At 67.3% G+C, this 19,245-nt stretch carries 19 protein-coding genes; 4 read left to right on the top strand and 15 right to left on the bottom strand.

Annotated features, from left to right (window positions below; genetic code table 11):
• Positions 1-14: 14 nt before the first annotated feature.
• From C9424_RS19330 to C9424_RS19300, 7 genes are all read right to left on the bottom strand, one after another.
• Positions 15-500, bottom strand: coding sequence for a MarR family winged helix-turn-helix transcriptional regulator (locus tag C9424_RS19330; RefSeq protein WP_116768499.1), 486 nt, complete (start codon positions 498-500; stop codon positions 15-17).
• A gap of 260 nt (positions 501-760) precedes the next feature.
• A complete protein-coding gene (locus C9424_RS19325) occupies positions 761-2,413 on the bottom strand; it encodes a thiamine pyrophosphate-binding protein (RefSeq protein ID WP_202615933.1) in 1,653 nt (550 codons plus the stop codon).
• The gene (speB, locus tag C9424_RS19320) at positions 2,410-3,489 is read right to left on the bottom strand and encodes an agmatinase (protein ID WP_116768473.1); all 1,080 of its coding nucleotides are present in this window, start codon (positions 3,487-3,489) and stop codon (positions 2,410-2,412) included. Before speB ends, C9424_RS19325 begins: the two co-directional genes overlap by 4 nt.
• A gap of 181 nt (positions 3,490-3,670) precedes the next feature.
• The gene (locus C9424_RS19315; protein ID WP_116768472.1) at positions 3,671-4,012 is read right to left on the bottom strand and encodes a P-II family nitrogen regulator; all 342 of its coding nucleotides are present in this window, start codon (positions 4,010-4,012) and stop codon (positions 3,671-3,673) included.
• On the bottom strand, positions 4,009-5,430 hold the full coding sequence (locus C9424_RS19310; RefSeq protein WP_116768471.1) for an ammonium transporter: 1,422 nt from the start codon (positions 5,428-5,430) through the stop codon (positions 4,009-4,011). The genes C9424_RS19315 and C9424_RS19310 overlap by 4 nt, the downstream gene beginning before the upstream one ends.
• Before the next feature lie 241 nt (positions 5,431-5,671).
• Complete coding sequence (locus C9424_RS19305; RefSeq protein WP_116768470.1) at positions 5,672-6,436, bottom strand: hypothetical protein; 765 nt, start codon at positions 6,434-6,436, stop codon at positions 5,672-5,674.
• A 122-nt stretch (positions 6,437-6,558) separates the two neighbouring features.
• Positions 6,559-7,134, bottom strand: coding sequence for a helix-turn-helix domain-containing protein (locus tag C9424_RS19300; RefSeq protein WP_116768469.1), 576 nt, complete (start codon positions 7,132-7,134; stop codon positions 6,559-6,561).
• Positions 7,135-7,415: 281 nt separating this feature from the next.
• Between C9424_RS19300 and C9424_RS19295 the strand changes: the two genes are divergently transcribed.
• A complete protein-coding gene (locus tag C9424_RS19295) occupies positions 7,416-8,939 on the top strand; it encodes a sodium:solute symporter (protein WP_116768468.1) in 1,524 nt (507 codons plus the stop codon).
• A gap of 99 nt (positions 8,940-9,038) precedes the next feature.
• Here the strand turns inward: C9424_RS19295 and C9424_RS19290 are convergent, their stop codons facing one another.
• Entirely contained in the window at positions 9,039-9,272 is a 234-nt protein-coding gene (locus C9424_RS19290; RefSeq protein WP_116768467.1) for a hypothetical protein, read from the bottom strand.
• Between the two features lie 263 nt (positions 9,273-9,535).
• On the opposite strand from C9424_RS19290, the gene C9424_RS19285 reads away from it, so the two are divergent.
• Positions 9,536-10,798 (top strand): VIT1/CCC1 transporter family protein, encoded by a 1,263-nt coding sequence (locus C9424_RS19285; RefSeq protein ID WP_237563569.1) that lies wholly within the window; start codon positions 9,536-9,538, stop codon positions 10,796-10,798.
• Between the two features lie 89 nt (positions 10,799-10,887).
• Positions 10,888-11,745, top strand: a complete 858-nt coding sequence (locus C9424_RS19280) for a matrixin family metalloprotease (RefSeq protein WP_202615932.1) — start codon at positions 10,888-10,890, stop codon at positions 11,743-11,745.
• Positions 11,746-11,763: 18 nt separating this feature from the next.
• Here the strand turns inward: C9424_RS19280 and C9424_RS19275 are convergent, their stop codons facing one another.
• From C9424_RS19275 to C9424_RS19255, 5 genes are all read right to left on the bottom strand, one after another.
• Positions 11,764-12,897 carry an LOG family protein gene (locus tag C9424_RS19275; protein WP_116768465.1) on the bottom strand — a complete coding sequence of 378 codons (1,134 nt, stop codon included), beginning with the start codon at positions 12,895-12,897 and terminating at the stop codon, positions 11,764-11,766.
• Between the two features lie 118 nt (positions 12,898-13,015).
• Positions 13,016-13,792, bottom strand: a complete 777-nt coding sequence (locus C9424_RS19270; protein WP_116768464.1) for an SDR family NAD(P)-dependent oxidoreductase — start codon at positions 13,790-13,792, stop codon at positions 13,016-13,018.
• 27 nt (positions 13,793-13,819) lie between these two features.
• Positions 13,820-15,193: an MFS transporter gene (locus C9424_RS19265; RefSeq protein ID WP_442862055.1), complete on the bottom strand. Its 1,374-nt coding sequence runs from the start codon at positions 15,191-15,193 to the stop codon at positions 13,820-13,822.
• A 215-nt stretch (positions 15,194-15,408) separates the two neighbouring features.
• Entirely contained in the window at positions 15,409-16,116 is a 708-nt protein-coding gene (locus C9424_RS19260; RefSeq protein ID WP_116768462.1) for a FadR/GntR family transcriptional regulator, read from the bottom strand.
• 68 nt (positions 16,117-16,184) lie between these two features.
• Complete coding sequence (locus C9424_RS19255; RefSeq protein ID WP_116768461.1) at positions 16,185-16,640, bottom strand: SRPBCC family protein; 456 nt, start codon at positions 16,638-16,640, stop codon at positions 16,185-16,187.
• A 40-nt stretch (positions 16,641-16,680) separates the two neighbouring features.
• Between C9424_RS19255 and C9424_RS19250 the strand changes: the two genes are divergently transcribed.
• Complete coding sequence (locus C9424_RS19250; RefSeq protein WP_116768460.1) at positions 16,681-17,454, top strand: gamma-glutamyl-gamma-aminobutyrate hydrolase family protein; 774 nt, start codon at positions 16,681-16,683, stop codon at positions 17,452-17,454.
• Between the two features lie 142 nt (positions 17,455-17,596).
• Here C9424_RS19250 and C9424_RS19245 read toward each other — a convergent pair whose 3' ends face one another.
• Together C9424_RS19245 and C9424_RS19240 are read right to left on the bottom strand one after the other, a co-directional pair.
• Complete coding sequence (locus C9424_RS19245) at positions 17,597-18,631, bottom strand: Gfo/Idh/MocA family oxidoreductase (RefSeq protein WP_116768459.1); 1,035 nt, start codon at positions 18,629-18,631, stop codon at positions 17,597-17,599.
• A gap of 78 nt (positions 18,632-18,709) precedes the next feature.
• Positions 18,710-19,245: ATP-binding cassette domain-containing protein (locus C9424_RS19240; protein ID WP_133247539.1), on the bottom strand; the 536-nt coding region annotated here is incomplete at its 5' end.

The raw sequence follows: 19,245 nt of genomic DNA, 5'->3' as shown, positions 1-19,245 counted from the left end.
GGCTAGCCATATGTCTACTCCTCAACAATTTCGGTCGTATTCGTGGGTCCGGCCGTCGTTGCCCGGGCTGAGGTCCTGAGGGACTCAGCGAGTTTTTGCAGGGTGCGCGCCGTCTCTTCGACGTCGTTCTGGCTCCAGTCCTGCAGGAGGTCCTGGATGGTTGCCGTGCGATGGTCCTCGATGGCGCGCAGCTTTTCCGCACCGGTGGCGGACAGGGCGATCAGTTGCGCGCGGCCGTCCTCGGGGTCCGGCCGGCGGACCACATAGCCGTGCTCTTCGAGTTCGGCGATGTGGCGGCTGAGCACCGGAGCGCTAACGCCGAGGCGCTCCGCAAGATGCGTGGCCCGGGATTCGCCCTCCCCCACAAAACGGAGAACACCCTGCAGCGCCACTCCGGTGTCCTGCCCGCGCAAGTTAGCGGTGGCAACACAGCGGACGGCGCGCTGGAGGTCGAAGATCTGGTAAACGAGTTTGGCTGCAGCGTTGGATTCAACTGACATGATGGACACCCCTTTTTTGCTTGCCCTAGGCAACCATATCACCAAAATGGTTACTTCGGGAAACTAACCCTTTTTCGTAGCCCTGTGAGGTGCCGGGCCGATCCCGAAGAAGGGTGCTTAAACGCCAAACGCGGACCTGCCGGGTCCATCCCTCGCGGTGAGGGGTGGACCCGGCAGGTCCGCGCGGTAGGCGTGCAGGATCCTACGGTGCCAGGCGGCCGGTTGGCCGCCCAAGCCAGGCGGCCGGACGGCCGGCCCGCTTAGGTGGCCAGGTGGGTGGGGCCGAACATTTTGAGCAGGGTTTCGACGACGACGACGTTGGGGCCGTCGGCGGCGAAGCCGGCCTTCAGGGCATCCCCGACGTCTTCGGGGGCGACCCGGACCGCCGGGACCCCGAAGGCCTCGGCAAGTTTGACGAAGTCCGGCCGGGAGAGCTCGGTGGCCGTAGCCTTGCCGAACGCGCCGACCATGTATTCGCGCAGGATGCCGTAGCCGCCGTCGTCCACGATCAGCCAAGTGACCGGGATGTTGTGCTGCTTGGCCGTGGCGAGCTCGGAAATGGAGTACATGGATGACCCGTCCCCCGAAACGGCCAGCACCCTGCCGGGCTTGCCGGTGGTTTCCAGGCCGACGGCGCCGCCGATCGCGGCGGGGAAGCCGAAGCCCAGGCCGCCGGCGCCTTGCGCGGAGTGGAACTGGCCGTCCCGGGCATCCCAGCAGCTCCAGGCCCAGTAGGCCGAGATCGTCATATCCCAGAACGTCTGCATGTCCGCGGGTACGGCCTCGCGGATGTCGGCCATGAACTTCAGTTCCTTGGCCAGGTCCTGGGACTCGAGCCGGGCCGTGACCTTGGCCAGGGTCTCCTTGACCAGGGTCTCGGGGGCGGTGCCGTGCCAGTCGGGGCCGGCTTCGCCGATCACGAGGGCCTCGTCGAGGGCAGCGAGGGCCTGGCCGGCGTCGGCGCGGATGCCCAGTCCGGGCCGGTTGGACTCCAGGACGCGGGGTTCGGCGTCGATCTGGATGATCCGGCCGCGGGGTTCGAAGGTGAAGTAGTTCGACGTCACCTCGCCAAGGGAGGAACCGATCACGATCAGGACGTCGGCGTCCTCGAGAAGCTCGGTCATGTACCGGTCCTCGATCCACGCCTGGAGCGAGAGTTCATGGTTCCAGGGGAACGCTCCGTTGCCGCCGGGCGTGCAGATCACCGGGGCGCGGAGCTTCTCCGCAATCGAGAGCAGGGACTTCTCGGCCCGGCCGCGGCGGGTGCCGCCGCCGGCGATGATGGCCGGACGTTCCGCCGTCGAAAGCCACTTCACGGCCTCGCGGACCAGCTCCACCCGGGGCGGGTTGTCCGCGGCCTCGGCCAGGGCATCCTCCACCGGGGGCACCACGATCGGGTCCAGCAGCACGTTCTGCGGGATTTCCAGCCACACCGGGCCCTGCGGCGAGGAAATCGCCTCGGTCCACGCGTCCTGGATCGCCGAGGGAATGCCGGAGGCGTGCTGGATCAGCCGCTGGCTCTTGGTGACGTTGGCGGCCGAGGCCTTCTGGTCATCGAGCTGGTGCAGCATGCCTTTGCGCCGGGCGCCCAGTCCTTCGAGCGGGATCTGGCTCGCCACGACCACCATCGGCACGCCGGTGGCGTAGGCCTCCTGCAGGCCGGCCAGCGACGTCAGCGCGCCCGGACCCGTCGAGAGGAACAGCACGCCGACCTCGCCCGTGGCGCGGGAGTACCCGTCGGCCGCGAACGCTGAGTTGTTTTCCACCCGGGAGGAGACGAAGTGCAGGTTGCCGCGGCCCATGGCGTCGAAGAGGCCCAGGGCGTGCTGGCCCGGGATGCCGAAGACCGTCTTGGCACCGAGGGCCTCAAGGGTCTCGACGACGAGGTCCCCGCCGTTGCGCACGCCGGTCACCGCGAGGCCACCGGCGAAGCCACAGGTGTGCCGAATCCGGCCGGGCGGCGGGATTCCTGGCCGAGGGCCTGGGCGGCGTAGCCGTTCGGCGCGCCGAAGCGGTCGCCTTCGACGGCGCGGTCCGCCATGAGGGTCACGAGTTCGTAGGCGACGTGGCTTGCTGCCACCCCGGTGATCTCGGCGTGGTCGTAAGCGGGGGCGACCTCGACGACGTCGGCGCCCACCAGGTTCATGCCGCGGAAGCCGCGGATGATTTCCAGCAGCTCGCGGCTGGTGATGCCGCCGGCCTCGGGCGTGCCGGTGCCGGGCGCGTGCGCGGGGTCCAGGACGTCGATGTCCACCGAAATGTAGAGCGGGCGGTTGCCGATCCGGTCCCGGACTTTGGCGACCGTCTCCAGGACGCCCTGGTAGTAGACGTCGGCGGAGGTGACGATGCCGAAACCGAAGCGGTGGTCGTCGTCGAGGTCCTTCTTGCCGTAGAGCGGGCCGCGGGTGCCGATGTGGCTGATGGCCTCGGTGTCCAGGATTCCCTCCTCGACGGCGCGGCGGAACGGTGTGCCGTGGGTGTATTCGGCGCCGAAGTAGGTGTCCCAGGTGTCCAGGTGCGCGTCGAAGTGCAGCATGGCGATGGGTTCGCCGGCGCGCTCGGCGGCGGCGCGCAGCAGCGGCAAGGCGATGGTGTGGTCTCCGCCGAGGGTCAGCAGCTTGCTGCCGGACGCCGTCAGGTCCAGGGCGTTCTGCTGGATGGTTTCGATGGCCTCGTTGATGTTGAACGGGTTGACGGCCATGTCGCCGGCGTCGGCCACCTGGATGGCCTCGAAGGGGCTGACGTCCCAGGCCGGGTTGTACGGCCGGAGCAGCCGGCTGGCTTCACGGACGTGGTTGGCGCCGAAGCGTGCGCCGGGGCGGTAGGAGACGCCCGAGTCGAAAGGCACACCCACGACCGTGACGTCGGCCTTGGCCACCTGGTCCAGCCGCGGCAGGCGGGCATAGGTGGCAGCCCCTGCGTAGCGCGGGATGCGGGATGAATCGATGGGGCCAAGGTTGCCATTGGCCTCGATGCGCAGCTCTTCCAAAAGAAGCCTCTCCTTCGAGGATTGACCGACGGTTGTGATAGCCATCATACACTCGAAGTTTCATGTCGCGCATCATTTGTTTACCAAAGGACCCGGCCGCCGGCAGCCTTCCCCAGGCGGGTCCGACATGTTTCGGACCCGCCTGCGTGCCGCCAGAGGCGGCCGCCCCGGCCGGGCAGCCTCACGCGATGGCCGAGGCTCCCCGCTCCCCCGTCCGCACGCGGACGGCGTCGTGCACCTCAATGATCCAGATCTTGCCGTCGCCGAAGTGTCCGGTGCGGCCGCCCTCTTCGATGGCGGCCATGACGCCGCGCAGGGCGTCCTCGTTGGCCAGCACTTCCAGCCGCACTTTGGGCAGCAGGTCGGAGTTGTATTCGGCACCCCGGTACACCTCGGTGTGGCCGCGCTGCCGTCCGTAGCCGCTGGCCTGGCTCACCGTCAGGCCGTTGACTCCAAACCGCTCCAGGGCCGTACTGATGGCGTTGACCCGCTCCGGCCGCACGATGGCGGTGACGAGCTTCACGTGGACACCTTGCCGCGGACAGCCTCACTTTCGGTCTGGCCTTCGGCATGGGCTTCCGGCTGGGACTGGACCGCTGCAGCGTCAGCCCGGTTGTGCGGGTCTCCAGGGTGGAAGCTGCCGCCAACCATGAGGAGTTCATAGGCCGTTTCGGCGTGTTCCGTCACGTCGATGCCGGAGAGCTCGTCGGCCTCAGAGACGCGCATGCCGATGGTCTTGTGGATCGCGAAGCCGATAAGCAAGGTCATCACTGCGCTCCAAGCCGTGACAATCAGCGCGGTGAGGATCTGCGGCCAGAACTGCGCCAGCCCGCCGCCGTAGAACAGCCCGCCGCCGGTCTTGGCGGACGGGAGGGCGAAGAATCCTAGGGACAGGGTCCCCCACAGGCCGCCGACGAAGTGCACGGCCACGACGTCCAGGGAGTCATCCAGTCCGATCTTGAACTTCAGCCCGACGGCGAGCGCGCAGACGGCCCCCGCGATCGTACCGATCAGGATTGCCCCGACGGGGTCGATGAACCCGCAGGCCGGGGTGACGGCGACGAGTCCCGCGACAGCGCCCGAGGCGGCGCCCAGCGACGTGGCATGCCCGTCGCGCAACCGCTCAACGAACAGCCAGCCGAGCAGGGCGGCGCTGGTGGCGAGCAGCGTGTTGGTCCAGGCCAGGGCGGCCGTCGCGTCGGCGGCAAGTTCCGAACCGGCGTTGAAGCCGAACCAGCCGAACCAGAGCAGGCCCGCGCCGAGCATGACGAACGGCAGGTTGTGCGGGCGGATGTTGGGGTCCTTCATGAAGCCGAGCCGCTTGCCAAGCACCACCGCCAGCAGGAGGCCGGCCATGCCGGCGTTCATGTGAACCACGGTACCGCCGGCAAAATCGAGGGCCGAGATCTTACTGCCGATGATGCCGGTGGGCCCGAAGATGCCGCCGCCCCAGACCCAGTGCGCGATCGGCGCGTACACGAGCGTGACCCAGAGCCCGGCAAAGAGGAGCCAGGGGCCGAACCGGACGCGCTCGGCTACCGCCCCGCTGATCAAGGCGACGGTGATGATGGCGAACGTGGCCTGGAAGCCGATGAACACCATATCCGGCAGGCCCGCCGCCTTGGTGCCGATACTGGTAGTCAGCCCGCTGAGGCCGAAGTTCGTGAAGGGGTCTCCGACGAAGCCGCCCAAGGTATCCGGCCCGAACGCGAGGCCGTAGCCCCACAGGGCCCAGACGACGGCGACCACGCCCATGGCGCCGAAGCTCATCATCATGATGTTGAGGACGGATTTCATTCTGACGAGGCCGCCATAGAAGAATGCGAGCCCGGGGGTCATCAGGAGGACGAGGGCGGATGCCGTGAGCATCCATGCCGTCGATCCAGGGTCAAGGGTTTGCGGATCGACGTCCATTCCTACTGCAAGCACAGCGAAGTTCATTGCGGGAGCCTTCCTCGAGGGCCGGCGCTCCGAGGGCGCCGATTCGGCGAGACCATGAGACGAATGGGACTGTTGTGCGTCCCCCCGCAGATGACGCTACCCACCGCGTGTTTCAGGAAGGCTTTCCTCGTTTTGCGGGCGCGTTACGGGACGGCCCCGGGCATGAAATCGCCGTTTCCGGCAGGTTACCGGAATGTGACGTACATCTCACCAAAACTCGCAGCTGTTGGCCGCGCGTGGGTCAGCTGTACTTGAGGCTGAGCAGCAGGCGCTTGAGCTGGGTGTACTGCTCCGTGGTCATCCAGGCTTTCGCGGAGTCGACGGAGGCGAACGCCGGGCTGCCGAACAGTACCTTGGCCTCGGCGCCGCCATTGGGGAACTGGACGTGGGAATAACCGGCTTCCGTGACCGAGGGTGCGAAGTCGCGTTCTTTGCGCACTCCCATATGGAAGTCCGACTTATCGGCGAAGGAGTCAAACGCGAACCCGAAGGCCAATTGTTCGCCGTCCACATCTTTCAGCCCCGGCACCGGAGCGGTGTCCAGGACGGTCCGGACCACCGGGCCGGACGCACTGCTGCCGTTGGTGCTGCTGACAATCGACGCCAGCTCGTTGCCCGTGGCATCGGCGAGGACCACCTGCACGCCACGCAGCTTGACGGCATTCTCGGGAGAGCCGACCACCCGGATGGACCAGTCGCTCGGGTAGGAAAAGGACAGATGTCCGTCCGGGAACGTAAAGGTCTTGACGCCGGCCTCAGCACCCGCCGTCGGCGTGGCCGGCGAGGTGGCAGTGACTGCGGGGGCCGGCGTGGCCGCGGTTGCGGAGGGTTCCGCCGACGCGGCGGGGCCGGATTCCTGGGGCGTCGGGGCCGCCGCGGTGGCGCTCGCCGTGCCGCTTCCGGTTTCGCCGGCACGCTGGCCCGGCGCGGCACAGGAGCTGAGGCCGAGTCCGGCCGCGAGCGTGGCGGCCAGCGCCAGGGACAGAAAGAGGTCGTTGCGGTTCATGAAATCCCCCAGTTGAAGCTAGTGTGAGCGGCTTCCGCTCGTCCTGTATGGTTCCGGCACAGATATTTCCGGCAGATATTTCCGGCAGAGCCGGAGTGGTTACTTCTTCACGCTTACCAGCCTTACCGGCTGGCGGCCGGTACCAGCACCCACAGCACCTCGACGGCGTCGTCCGTGGGGTTGACCCAGGTGTGGGGCTCCCGGCCGGGGAACGTCACCGTGTCACCCGTGCTGAGCTCGAATTCCTCGTTGGTGAGGATCAGCCGAATGCTTCCCTTGACCACGTGAAGGACGTCGACATCGCAGTCCACGGCATAGAGTTCGGACTCGCCGCGCCCGCGGGGCTCGATCACGGCCTGGATGATCTGGACGCGGCGCTCGGAGCGGGCAGTCAGCAGCCGCTCGACGATGCCCTCGCCCCCGAGGGAGATCCGGGGGCCTTCGTTCCGCTTCGTCAGGTGGGTTTCGGGGGCGGCGAAGAGGTCGCCGATCGAAATGGACAGGACCTGGCACAGTGTCACCAGGGAGGCGACCGAGGGCGACGTGAGGTCCCGTTCGACCCTGCTGAGGAATCCCTTGGTGAGCCCGGTGGCGTCGGCGACCTGTTCAATGGTGAGCCGCTGGGACTGCCGGGCGGCGCGGATCCGCGAACCGATAGCAACGGGAACGTTGCTCGGTTCAACTGGTAGAGCCTTCATTTAGGAACCTTTCACGGCCGGCCGCTTGGCCCCATCATTGGAGCAATCCTAGCCGGAGCAGGCGTTGGTGACGCGGAACCGGCGGCGGCACGCGCTGCGCCTTGACTGTTACCGGAGTCACAACATACCCTTTGGCAACATGTGTTGCCTATGAGGCAATACTGGAGGTTCCGACGGACACCTCCTCCACCCCCGTCACGCAGCAGCTGTTTTGCCGAATGCACCGTTGAGGCCCGGCAATGCCCGCGCACGCTGCCCATCAGCTCCAAGGAGCCCTTTTTATGGACGCAAGTTTCGTCAACATCGCCATTGTGGTGGTGTATCTGCTCGCCATGCTGGCGTTCGGATGGTGGGGCAAGTCCCGCACCAAGAACAACAGCGACTTCCTCGTCGCCGGCCGCCGCCTCGGGCCGTTCCTCTACACCGGCACCATGGCCGCCGTCGTGCTGGGCGGCGCCTCGACGGTCGGCGGCGTAGGCCTGGGCTACAAGTTCGGCATTTCCGGCATGTGGCTCGTGGTCGCCATCGGTTCCGGCGTCCTGCTGCTGAGCCTGCTCTTCGCCAGCACCATCCAGAAGCTGAAGATCTACACCGTCTCCCAGATGCTCACCCTGCGCTACGGCAGCAATGCCACGCAGACCTCCGGCATCGTCATGCTCGCCTACACGCTGATGCTCTGCGCCACCTCCACCGGCGCCTACGCCACCATCTTCGTGGTGCTCTTCGGCTGGGACCGCGCCCTCGCGATCGCCGTCGGCGGCGCAATCGTGCTGGTCTACTCGACCATCGGCGGCATGTGGTCCATCACGCTGGCCGACCAGGTCCAGTTCGTCATCAAGACGGTCGGCATTTTCTTCCTCATGCTGCCGTTCACGCTCAACGCCGCCGGCGGCCTCGACGGGATCCGCAGCCGGGTGGATGCCACCTTCTTCCAGATCGACGGCATCGGCGCCCAGACGATCATCACGTACTTCGTGGTCTACACCCTCGGCCTGCTGATCGGCCAGGACATCTGGCAGCGCGTATTCACCGCCAAGACGCCCGAAGTCGCACGCTGGGGCGGCGCCACGGCCGGCATCTACTGCATCCTCTACGGTGCAGCCGGTGCCCTGATCGGCCTCGGCGCCCGCGTGGCCCTCCCGCAAATCGACGTCAAGGCCCTCGGCAAGGACGTTGTCTACGCCGAGGTCGCCACCCACCTGCTGCCCATCGGGATCGGCGGCCTCGTGCTCGCCGCCGCCGTCGCCGCCATGATGTCCACCGCCTCCGGTGCCCTGATCGCGGCCGCCACCGTGGCCCGCGCCGACGTGCTGCCTTTCGTCGCCGGCTGGTTCGGCAAGACCGTCAACACCGATGACACCGACAACCCGGAGCACGACGTCAAGGCAAACCGCCTGTGGGTCCTGGGCCTCGGCGTCGTGGCGATCGTGATCGCCATCATCACCAAGGACGTCGTCGCCGCCCTGACCATTGCCTACGACATCCTTGTCGGCGGCCTGCTCGTCGCCATCCTCGGCGGCCTGGTGTGGAAGCGCGGCACCGGCGTTGCCGCCGCGGCGTCCATGGCGGTCGGCTCGGTCATCACTCTCGGCACCATGATCATCCTGGAAATCAACGCCGAAGTTCCGCTGGACGGCATCTACGCCAACGAGCCGATCTACTACGGTCTCATCGCCTCCGCGGTCGTCTACATCGCGGTGTCGCTGCTGACCAAGCCGACGGATCCGGCGGTCATGCAGAACTGGCACCGGCGCGTCGCCGGCGGCGCAGCCGAGGACGAACAGGTCCCCGTTCTGACGCACTGAAAGTAAGTTGAAGCTCGACGGCGGCGCTCCCCTTCCGGGGGCGCCGCCGTCGTCGTTTGTTGGATCGTTGTTTAGTGAACCATCAAGCGGGTGGGAGAATCACTCGTTTTCCTCGGGTTCAAGGAATTCTTCCCCTTCGAGGGCCACTACCGGTTTCTCCTCGCCCAGGAAGTCCTCCCTTTCCAAGGGAACGAGCCGGTCTGCCTCCTCCAGAAGCTCCTCCTCCTCGGTCTCCGCGCCATCACTCACGGGCGCGTCCTCGGCGTAGTCGTAAGCGGGATCGGACTCGAGGGAATCCCGGGCCGGCTGGATGGGTGATCCGGTGCTGTCCATGGTGCAACCTCCGTGTGACAGGGGTGGCGGCAAGGGCCCCGGAGGGCCCGCCCTGGGTTTCATTCGAACACCGTCAACCCGGGCGGTCAAGGGCCCGCAATCGTTGGCGGAAACTATCTGCGGGCAGCCCCGCAACGGCTCGCCGGTTACGGGTTCCCTAAACTTTCCGCTAAGGATTGCCAGCCGGAAAAGCTTTGAATTACGGGGTACTCTGGAGTCGCAATGGGGCCGGACCATGCCCGACCAAACCCAGGAGTTTTTTCGTGTCTCAGTACACCGAATCGGACCACAACGATTCCCAGCAGCCCCACCCGACACAGGATTCTTCGGATCGCGGCCACACGGACCCGCGCCCCGCGCCGCCGCAGGCCTCGACACCCGGCGCCGCACGAACCGCAACTCCGAGCGCCGCCCCCAGCTCAACTCCCAGCGCCGCGCCAACCGCAACTCCGAGCGCCGCGGACATCAAACGCTGGCGGCAGTACCTCGCCGATGAACGCGCCGAGGCATCCGTCTACCGCGATCTGGCGCAGAACCGCAGCGGCGAGGAACGTGCCATCCTGCTCGCGCTGGCCGAGGCCGAGGGCCGCCACGAGGCCCACTGGCTTCAGCTGCTGGGCGAACACGCCGGCAAGGACCGGCATGCCTCGCTCCGGAGCAGGTTCCTTGGCTTCCTGGCCCGGCACTTCGGCTCGGTCTTCGTCCTGGCCCTGGCCCAGCGAGCGGAGAGCCGCTCCCCCTACGCCAACGACCCCTCTGCCACGCCGGCAATGGTCGCCGACGAGCAGATCCACGAGGAAGTGGTCCGCGGGCTGGCCACCCGGGGCCGCAACCGCCTGGCCGGAACCTTCCGGGCCGCCGTCTTCGGCGCCAACGACGGGCTGGTCAGCAACCTGTCCCTCGTCATGGGCATGGCGGCCTCGGGCGTTGGAAGCCAGGTGGTCCTCCTCAGCGGTGTCGCCGGGCTGCTTGCCGGTGCGCTGTCCATGGGTGCCGGCGAGTTTATTTCCGTCCGGTCGCAGCGGGAGCTCCTTGCCGCGACCCGGCCCACCCAGATCACCTTGGCGGCGGCGCCGTTGCTGGACATCGAGCACAACGAACTCCTCCTCGTGTACCTGGCCCGCGGCATGTCCCGGGAGGCTGCCGAGCACCGCGTCGCCGAGCGCATGGGCCTGCTGGACTGCGACTGCGATCCGAGCCTGTCCCTGCAGCCGGAACTGCCGGATGCCGAGGACCAGCATGAGGCTGTCGGCACGGCCTGGGGAGCAGCGGCGTCGAGCTTCTGCTTCTTCGCCTCCGGCGCGATCGTGCCCATCATCCCCTTCCTGCTGGGCATGACGGGAATAGCCGCGCTGGTGGTTTCCGCGACCCTGGTCGGCCTGGCGCTGCTGCTCACCGGCGGCGTCGTAGGTCTGCTGTCCGGCACGTCCCCGACCACCCGCGGCCTGCGCCAGCTGGGCATCGGCATGGGCGCCGCGGGCGTGACGTACCTGCTGGGCATGGTCTTTGGCGCCGTGGTGGGCTAGTGGACGGTCCTGAATTTCGGGACCGCGGGCCGCAGCACAGCCGGCCCGCAACGGCATTGCGGGTTGTCAGGAACCTGGTCGCCGCTGCCATGATCGCTGGTGCGGCGTTCCTCGCGGCCGGACTCATCTACGGCGATCCCGGGTTTACGGGGCTCTTCGAGGTCTCGCGCGGCACAGGGCAGAATGCAGGCCACAGCCACGGCGCTGACGTGCAGCCGGCGCCGCGGACCGGCCAGGTGTCGGGCCAGCCTGCTGTTCCGGCCGGAGAGTCCCGGACGGACACTCCCCCGCCCGGGCTCGAGGAACAGGACAAACCCCTCGGCTCGGCCCGGAAACCGGCCGTCGCCAGCACCTCCTACAAGTTCCTCGCAACGAACGAGGACGGCAGCCCGGTGGGCTACTCGCCGTGCCGGCCGCTGCATTATGTGGTCAATGCCGCTCTGGCTCCGCAGGGCTCCGAACGGCTCGTGGACGACTCCATCCGGACCATCTCGGAGGCCACCGGGATCAAGTTCATCAATGACGGCCCCACGGCCGAGCTCCCCTCGCCAACCCGCGCGCCATACCAGAAGGACGTCTACGGGGACAGGTGGGCGCCGCTGCTGATTGCCTGGACCACACCGGAACAGGCCCCGCAGCTCAAGGGCCCGGTGATCGGAACCGGCGGCAGCACCCACTTCAGTTTCGGCGACGGTCCCAAGAGCTTCGTCACCGGCAGCCTGGAACTGGATGCCCCGCAAATCACGGAAGACCTCGGCCGGTCCGACGGGGCGTCGTATGCCACGGCGGTGATCCTGCACGAACTCGGCCATGTCATGGGCCTGGAACACGTCGATGACCCCGCCCAGCTGATGTATCCGGAGATTGGAACCTCCGACGGGCTTGCCGCCGGCGACCTGAACGGGCTGTACGAGCTCGGCCACGCCCAGTGCCGCAAAGACCTCTAGCCGGATGGCACAGGACAGCTAGCGCGCCAGCGCGTCGAGCGCTTCCTCCACGGTGTCGACCAGGAAGATCCGCCCTTCCATGCGGCGGCCGGAGGCCAGGCTCTGCAGGAGCGGCCATGCCGGGAACCGCCGCAGCCAGTGTTCCTCCCCGACGAGGACCATGGGGGTGATGGTTTCGGGGGCGCCGTAGTAGTTCTCGCAGGCGTCCTGGAAGATCTCCTGCACCGTGCCGCCGGAGCCCGGCAGGAACACGATGCCGCCGTTGCAGAGTTCGAGCAGGATCGCTTCCCGGATGGCATTCGCGAAGTATTTGGCCACGTGCGTGGCGAAGAAGTTGGGCGGCTCATGACCGTAGTACCACGTGGGAATCCCCAGCGACGGCGTTCCCTCCGGATAGCGTTCGACGACGGCGGCGGCTGCCCGTGCCCAGGCGGACACCGAGGGGCGGAAGGCCGGCACCGCCGCGAGGTCGGCCAGGGCCTGCCGGAATTCCTGCTCCGGGGCTTCACTGAGGAAGGCGCCCAAGTTGGCGGCCTCCATGGTCCCGGGGCCGCCGCCGGTGGCAACCACCCTGTTGTTCCGGGCCAGCAGCCGGCCGAGCAGGGCAGCTTCTTCGAAGAGGGCCGTGCCGCGGCGGGCAGCGTGCCCGCCCATGACCCCCACCATCGTGCGGCCCGCACAGAAGTCCGAGCGGGTCAGCTCGTCGAGGGCATCGCCGATCGAGTGGTCATGCAGGGCCGCGGCCAGGGTGGCACCGAGGCGGTGGCGCTGGCCGGGCCGGATGCTCCACTGGTAGATCCGCGCGTCGAGAGTGTCCTCATAGCGTGACGTGTTGATCCCGGCATACAGTTCCTGCGGCGTATATAGCTTGCCGCGGTAGGGGTTGAACGGCACGGCCTCAAGCCGCGGAAAGAGCAGGGCCCCCCGGTTGCGCAGCGAATCCTCCACACCGCCGTCGAACGTGCAGCCAAGGAAGATCGCGCCCTGCACGTCCAGCGCCTCGAGCTGGTGCCGGCGGCCCCGCAGGTCCAGCGACTGGACATGCCAGCCGTGCATGCTGCGCGCCCCGGCGGCGACAAGCCGGTCGAAGCCGGCCAGGCTTTCGACCTCCAGGGTGCGGGGGCTGGGGTGCAGGCTGCGGGCGGCGCTCATGGAGCCAGCCTAGACCGTGGCCGGCCCCTCCCTACCCCCGTTGCTCTATCACTTGTGGCGGGCATTCCGGGGTTTTAAGGGCCACAAGTGATAGCGCAACGGGGAGGGTGGGGGACGGTCAGGAGACCTGGAGGCCGCCGTTGATGTCGTAGGTGGCCGCGGTGATGTAGCCGGCGTCCGGGCCGAGCAGGAAGGCGATGAGGGCCGCCACTTCCTCGCGGCTGCCGACCCGTCCCATCATGATGCCCTCGGACATCTGCGCCTTGCGTTCCTCGCTCAGCGTGCCGCCCATGATGTCGGTGTCGATGGGGCCGGGGGCGATGGCGTTGACGGTGACCCCGAATTCGCCCACCTCGCGGGCCAGGGCGCGGGTGAATCCAATGATGCCGGCCTTCGATGCGCTGTAGGCGACCTTGGAGTAAGTGCCGCCGCCCCGCTGTGCCGAAATCGACGAGATGCTCACAATCCTGCCGAGCCTGCGCTCGATCATGCCCTTGAGCACCCGCTGGGAGACGATGAAGGATCCACGCATGTTGATGGCGAAGACCTTGTCCCATTCTTCGACCGTGGTCTCCATGAACGGCGTCGGGGAACTGATGCCGGCCAGGTTGGCCAGGGCAACGATCGGAGGCAGCGAGCCCTCGATCTGCGTGATGGCGCGGTCTACCGATGCGGCGTCGGAAACGTCCGCGCCGACGCCGATGGCCTTGACCGCGCGGTTGGAGCCGATTTCGGCGGCAGCTGCGGCAGCGTCCTCGGCATTGATGTCCAGGATCGCAATGGACCAGCCCTCGCTGGCCAGGCGGTCGGCGGCGGCGCGGCCGATGCCGCGGGCCGAGGCGGCGCCGGTCAGGACCACGGTGCGTTCAGTCGGGAAAGGGGTAATTGATGTCATGACGACGGTTCCTTCTGGGAGTTCGGGTTAGGAGACTTTGGCGGGGTCGACGGCGGCCGCCGCTGCGACGGCGGGGTCAAGGGCGGCGTCACCTTCGGGGCGCTTGCGGGCGTAGAGGTACGTGGCCGCCGCGGTGAGGCACAGGCAGAGGGAGAGGAACAGCAGTCCGCTCTGGTTGCTGCCGGTGGCGTCCTTGAGGAGGCCGACGGCGTACGGGGAGATGAAGCCGCCGAGGTTTCCGAGGGAGTTCACCAGGGCGAGGCCGGAAGCGGCAGCCGCGCCGGTCAGGGCCGCGGAGGGCATCGAGAGGAACGGGGCGATGGCCCCGTAGATCCCCATGGCCGAGACCGTCAGGCCGATCATTGCCAGGACAGGGTTGACTGGCAGCAGGTAGCCGGCGGCCAGAAGTCCCACGCCCGCGAGCACCATGCTGACGGCGGAGTGCCAGGCGCGCTTGCCGGTCCGGTCCGCCCGCTTGCTCCAGAAGTAGACGAAAACTGCGGCCACGGCATAGGGGATAAAGACGATGAATCCGACCTCGGCCGTGGAGAACTTGCCGAGGGCCGCAACGATGGTGGGCATCCACAGGCCCAGTCCGTAGATTCCGCACACCAGGCCGAAGTACAGGGCGGAGTAGACCAGGGTGCGCTTGTCCTTGAGCCCGGCCAGGAAGTTGTGCTTTCCGGACTGGGATTTGGCCGCCAGTTCGGCGTCCATGGTGGCGGACAGCCAGTTGCGCTCGTCAGTCTCAAGCCATTTGGCGTCCCGCGGGCGGTCCGTCATGAGGAGGGGCGTCAGGACGCCGAGGAGGATCGCCGGGATGCCTTCGATGATGTAGAGCCACTGCCAGCCTTGGAGGCCCATGACGCCGTCCAGCTGCAGGAGGAGCCCGGATACCGGGGCGCCGAGCGCGTTGGAGACGGGCTGGGCGAGGATGAAGATGCCCAGCACGGTCACGCGCTGCGCCGCGGGGAACCACAGCGTCAGGTAGAACAGGATCGCCGGGAAGAATCCGGCCTCGGCTGCGCCCAGCAGGAACCGGACGATGTAGTAGGTGCTTTCGCCGTTGACCAGGCACATGGCGGTGGCGAAGATCCCCCACGTGATCAGGATGCGGGCCAACCACTTCCGGGCCCCGAACCGGTACATGCCCGCGTTGCTGGGAACCTCGAGGAGTGCGTAACCGAGGAAGAAGATGCCGGCGCCAAGGCCGTAGGCAGCGGAGTTCAGGCCGATGTCCTCGCTCATGGTGAGTTTGGCAAATCCGACGTTGTTGCGGTCCAGATAGGCAACGAAGTAGAGCAGGACAATCAGGGGCATGACGCGACGGCGGACCTTGCGGAGCGTGCGGTCACCCAGTTCGCCGAGTCCGGAGGACTTGGGGGCTAATAGAGTCATCATCGACCTTCTTACGTACAGTTCCCTCCGGCAGCTTTGCCGCGCAGGGATTCATGGGTATGTGGGAGAGGTCCTGTCCGCAGCTGCGACTGCGGAATCAGGATCAACCTTTGAGTCAGATGTCAGACATCTGACTCAAGAACTAGGCACGAGCTTAGAATGTGATCCGGATTACGTCAAGAGTCTGTTGGATCAGGCGAAGAGTCCGCAGGCGGGCGTCAGGACTTGGCGCCCCGGACGTAGCGTTCGTAGTCCGCGTTGGTCTGGTCCATGTGCGCATCCATCGCCTGCCGCGAGCGCTCGGCGTCGCCGCTGAGGATGCCATCCAGGACTCTCTGGTGGTAATCGATGGCGTGCTGCTGGATCACGTCGACGGCGGATGTTTCGCGTCGGGTCATGTACAGCAGCTGGCCCAGCTGGGCGAAGAGGGCACGGACAAAGGGGTTGCCGGAGGCCCTCAGGACGGCGTCGTGGAATCCGATATCCGCTTCCACGAAGCGGTCCAGGTCGCCGGACTCGTGGGAGCGCTTCATGTCCTCGATGCACTCGCGCATCCGCTCGACGTGCTCCGGGGTATAGCGCGTGGCGGCGAGTGCGGCCGCCCCGGTTTCCACCATGCGGCGCATCTCGATCAGCCCCACGGAGACCTGCTCGGCCGCATTGCCGTGCGAGGCCGCCCTGAAGATCGCGTCCAGGCCGGTCCAGTTGTCCGTGGGATTGACGAAGGTTCCCCGGCCGGCCTTCACGTAGAGGATGTTTTGCGCGCGGAGCGCCTTGAGGGCTTCACGCACGGTCAGCCTGCTGACACCGTAGGCCTTGGCGATGTCGGCTTCCGGCGGAATCGCAGTGTGGGGCGGGAGCTTTCCGTCGAGGATCTCGGTCAGCAGGCCGTCGACGAGATCGTCGACCAGTGTCCTGCGGCCCATCCCAGTTCCCACCTTCAGTCGCGGCTCGTGCTTCCATCCACATTACCCAAGTCCCTGCGTCCCCCAAGTCACCGCGCAGCCATGTAGGCGTCGAGCTTGGCCAGCGTCTGTTCCAGGTTGACCGGATGGCGGCGCAGGTAGCCGGCCAGCCGGAGCAGGCTCTTGCCGCGGACCCGCCGCGCGTCCCACTGTTCCGTGACGAGGGTGCCGGCGGTGCCGTCCGGACCCGTGGACGGTTCGAGCAGGTAACGCCACACGTGGCCGTAGAAGTGCCGCCAGGCGATCCGGTGGCCTTCCTCGAACTCGCAGACCCTGTTGAGGATTTTGTAGTTCACCCGCATCCTCATTTGCATGCCGAACTTGGCGCCGAGGTAGAGCCGTTCGGGCCCGCGCGGCTGGGCTCCCTTAACGGTGTCCGAGCCGTCGATCGCGCTGTGCAGGGCGGGCGTGGCGAGCACGTCGAAGATGGCATCCGGGGCGGCCGCGATGAACCGGCTGCGGGACACGAGATAACGGGCTTTCATCTGGCAATCCTAGTCCGGGGATGGTGTTGCAGAATGAGGCATGCAGATTTTCCGCAGCAGCCCGGGCAACCGGCCGCGCATCGGCGTTCCTGTCCGCCTCACCAGCTCATCCGATCCCGACCCGCGGGTGGCGGAAGCCAACGCATTGTTCGAATACATTGTGGAGCTGTTGCGTGAGGGCGGCGGCGAACCGGTGCTGCTCACCGCTGCGGTGACCGACGACGGCGGCCTCGGGGCTGCGCTGGAGTCTCTCGACGGCGTCGTGCTTCCCGGCGGCGGCGACCTCGACCCCGGCCTGTACGGCGAGGAACGAAGCGGAGTCTGTTACGACGTCAATCATGCCCAGGACGAGCTGGACGCGGAGGTGGCGCGGCAGGCGATCGACGCCGGTCTGCCGCTATTGGGCATCTGCAGGGGGCATCAGCTGCTCAATGTCATCCATGGCGGAACCCTCATCCAGGACATGGCTCCGGGGACGGTGGCGCACCGCGAGCCCGCGCCGGCACACGGGGCCGGTCCGTGGGCCTGGCACGAGGTAGCGGTCCAGGCCGGCTCCAAGGTGGCAGCCCTCTACGGCGGCGGATCCGGTGCCGTGACGGTGAAGATCGCCTCGGGCCACCATCAGGCCGTGGCCCGAGTGGCCGGATCACTGCGGGTGACGGCCGTCGCCGAGGACGGGACCGTTGAAGCGCTGGAGCATCCGGACCGCTGGGTGGCGTCGGTCCAGTGGCACCCCGAAGCTTTGGAACTCCCCGCGGCGGAGCGGCTGGCACCGTTCCGGGCCTTCGTCGAGGTGTGCCGGACCCGACGCTGAGCCGGACGCAGAGAACCTGATTGCAGAGCCCGAAACCCGGTCGTCGTATCACGCCAGACAACAGAACCCCCGGGGCTCTGGGCCACGGGGGTTCCGGTTCGTTCAATTCCATACGGGCCAGGGGTCCCGCACGGGGCGCCGGTCAGCTGGCGACGTTCACTGCCACCTTGACCGGGACGCCGGTGGCCAGAGATTCCTGGGCCGCGTCCGCCACCCGGGATGCCGCCACGGCGTCCTCAGGCGTGCAGGGGTTGTCCCGGCGGCCAAGGATCAGTTCGACGAAGGCCTCCATCTCGGAGCGGTACGCCTGGTCGAACCGTTCGGCAAACGTCTGGTGAGGCTTCCCGGAGGGGAAGGTAGTCCCCGCTTCGGCGGAGGCCATCGCCGTCTTGTCGTCCAGGCCCACCATCAGCGAACTGCGGGAGCCTTGGATTTCGAGCCGGACGTCGTGGCCTGCCCCGTTGTAGCGGGTCGCGGAGACCGTGCCCACGGTGCCGTCGTCGAACGTCACCAGCGCGAGGGCGGTGTCCACATCACCGGCTTCGCCGATCGCCGGATCCCCGTTGTTGGAGCCCTTGGCGTAGACCTCGACGATTTCGCGGCCGGTGAGCCAGCGCAGGATGTCGAAATCGTGGACCGAGCAGTCCCGGAACAGGCCGCCTGAGCTGGCCAGGAATTCGACCGGGGGCGGCGTCATGTCGCACGTGACGGCGCGCAGGGAATGGATCCAGCCCAGCTCGCCGGCCTGGTAGGCGCGGCGGGCCTCAAGGTAGCCGGCGTCGAACCGGCGCTGATGCCCGATCTGCACCACGCCGTTGCGGTCCCGGATGTAATCGAGCACCGGCAGGGCGTCGTCCACGTTCAGGGCCACAGGCTTTTCGCAGAACACCGGGATCCCGGCGTCCACACCGGCTTTGATGAGCTCGGGGTGGGTTCCGGTTCCGGTGGCGATGACGAGGCCGTCCACCCCGGAGGCAAGGAGTGCCTCGACCGACGGCAGGAATTCGGCGCCGAGACCGGATGCCACGGTCCGGGCATGATCTTCTGCGACGTCTGTGAGCCGGAGAAGGACACGGATCCCCTGCGGGTTCAGGACCTCGTTGAGGGCGGCGATGTTGTTGGCGTGCATGACGCCGATCCGCCCAACTCCGACGAGCCCCAGGATTACGTCTTTCATACTTCTACTCTCGTGTGTAGTGCGGGCACGGTGGATGCTGCCCGGAACGTCCCAGGCCTTCCAGCGTGGGGATGGCCGTTATCCGTAGGTCTTGCCGGTCGTCTGAGCCACTTCGGCGACTTCGCCCTGGACTTCTTTGACGACGTCGCCGTGGCCGCCGAGTTGTTCGAGTTCGTGGGCGAGTTCGGCGAGTTCGGCGCCGCCGGCCATCTGGGCCGTGAGTTCGTCGAGGGTGATGTCCTTTTTGTCGTAGTAGCCGATCGATTTGCCGCGCTTGAGCAGCAGGAAGCGGTCACCGACGGGGAAGGCGTGGTGCGGGTTGTGGGTGATGAAGATGACGCCGAGGCCGCGGTCGCGGGCCTGCAGGATGTAGCGGAGCACGACGCCGGACTGTTTCACACCCAGGGCGGCGGTGGGCTCGTCCAGGATCAGGACCTTCGCGCCGAAGTACACGGCCCGGGCGATCGCGACACACTGGCGCTCACCTCCGGAGAGCTGGCCGATGGGCTGCTCGACGTCGCGCAGGTCGATGCCCATCGCGGCGAGTTCCTTGAGCGTGATCTCCTTCATCTTCTCGACGTCCATGCTCTTGAACGGGCCGAAGCCGGACGTGA

This window comes from Arthrobacter sp. H-02-3 (assembly GCF_003097355.1).
Lineage (GTDB): Bacteria > Actinomycetota > Actinomycetes > Actinomycetales > Micrococcaceae > Arthrobacter > Arthrobacter humicola.
The sequence above is the reverse complement of the archived record's forward strand: the minus strand, read 5'-3'. Positions and strand labels throughout refer to the sequence as shown.

What these genes read in the sequence shown, in the direction of transcription:
- C9424_RS19305 (WP_116768470.1), bottom strand. Translation starts at nt 6,436, where the DNA reads ATGAACCGCAACGACCTCTTTCTGTCCCTGGCGCTGGCCGCCACGCTC.
- C9424_RS19300 (WP_116768469.1), bottom strand. Translation starts at nt 7,134, where the DNA reads ATGAAGGCTCTACCAGTTGAACCGAGCAACGTTCCCGTTGCTATCGGT.
- C9424_RS19270 (WP_116768464.1), bottom strand. Translation starts at nt 13,792, where the DNA reads ATGACATCAATTACCCCTTTCCCGACTGAACGCACCGTGGTCCTGACC.
- C9424_RS19255 (WP_116768461.1), bottom strand. Translation starts at nt 16,640, where the DNA reads ATGAAAGCCCGTTATCTCGTGTCCCGCAGCCGGTTCATCGCGGCCGCC.
- C9424_RS19330 (WP_116768499.1), bottom strand. Translation starts at nt 500, where the DNA reads ATGTCAGTTGAATCCAACGCTGCAGCCAAACTCGTTTACCAGATCTTC.
- C9424_RS19250 (WP_116768460.1), top strand. Translation starts at nt 16,681, where the DNA reads ATGCAGATTTTCCGCAGCAGCCCGGGCAACCGGCCGCGCATCGGCGTT.
- C9424_RS19260 (WP_116768462.1), bottom strand. Translation starts at nt 16,116, where the DNA reads ATGGGCCGCAGGACACTGGTCGACGATCTCGTCGACGGCCTGCTGACC.
- C9424_RS19265 (WP_442862055.1), bottom strand. Translation starts at nt 15,193, where the DNA reads ATGATGACTCTATTAGCCCCCAAGTCCTCCGGACTCGGCGAACTGGGT.
- C9424_RS19245 (WP_116768459.1), bottom strand. Translation starts at nt 18,631, where the DNA reads ATGAAAGACGTAATCCTGGGGCTCGTCGGAGTTGGGCGGATCGGCGTC.
- C9424_RS19280 (WP_202615932.1), top strand. Translation starts at nt 10,888, where the DNA reads ATGATCGCTGGTGCGGCGTTCCTCGCGGCCGGACTCATCTACGGCGAT.
- C9424_RS19310 (WP_116768471.1), bottom strand. Translation starts at nt 5,430, where the DNA reads ATGAACTTCGCTGTGCTTGCAGTAGGAATGGACGTCGATCCGCAAACC.
- C9424_RS19290 (WP_116768467.1), bottom strand. Translation starts at nt 9,272, where the DNA reads ATGGACAGCACCGGATCACCCATCCAGCCGGCCCGGGATTCCCTCGAG.
- C9424_RS19275 (WP_116768465.1), bottom strand. Translation starts at nt 12,897, where the DNA reads ATGAGCGCCGCCCGCAGCCTGCACCCCAGCCCCCGCACCCTGGAGGTC.
- C9424_RS19295 (WP_116768468.1), top strand. Translation starts at nt 7,416, where the DNA reads ATGGACGCAAGTTTCGTCAACATCGCCATTGTGGTGGTGTATCTGCTC.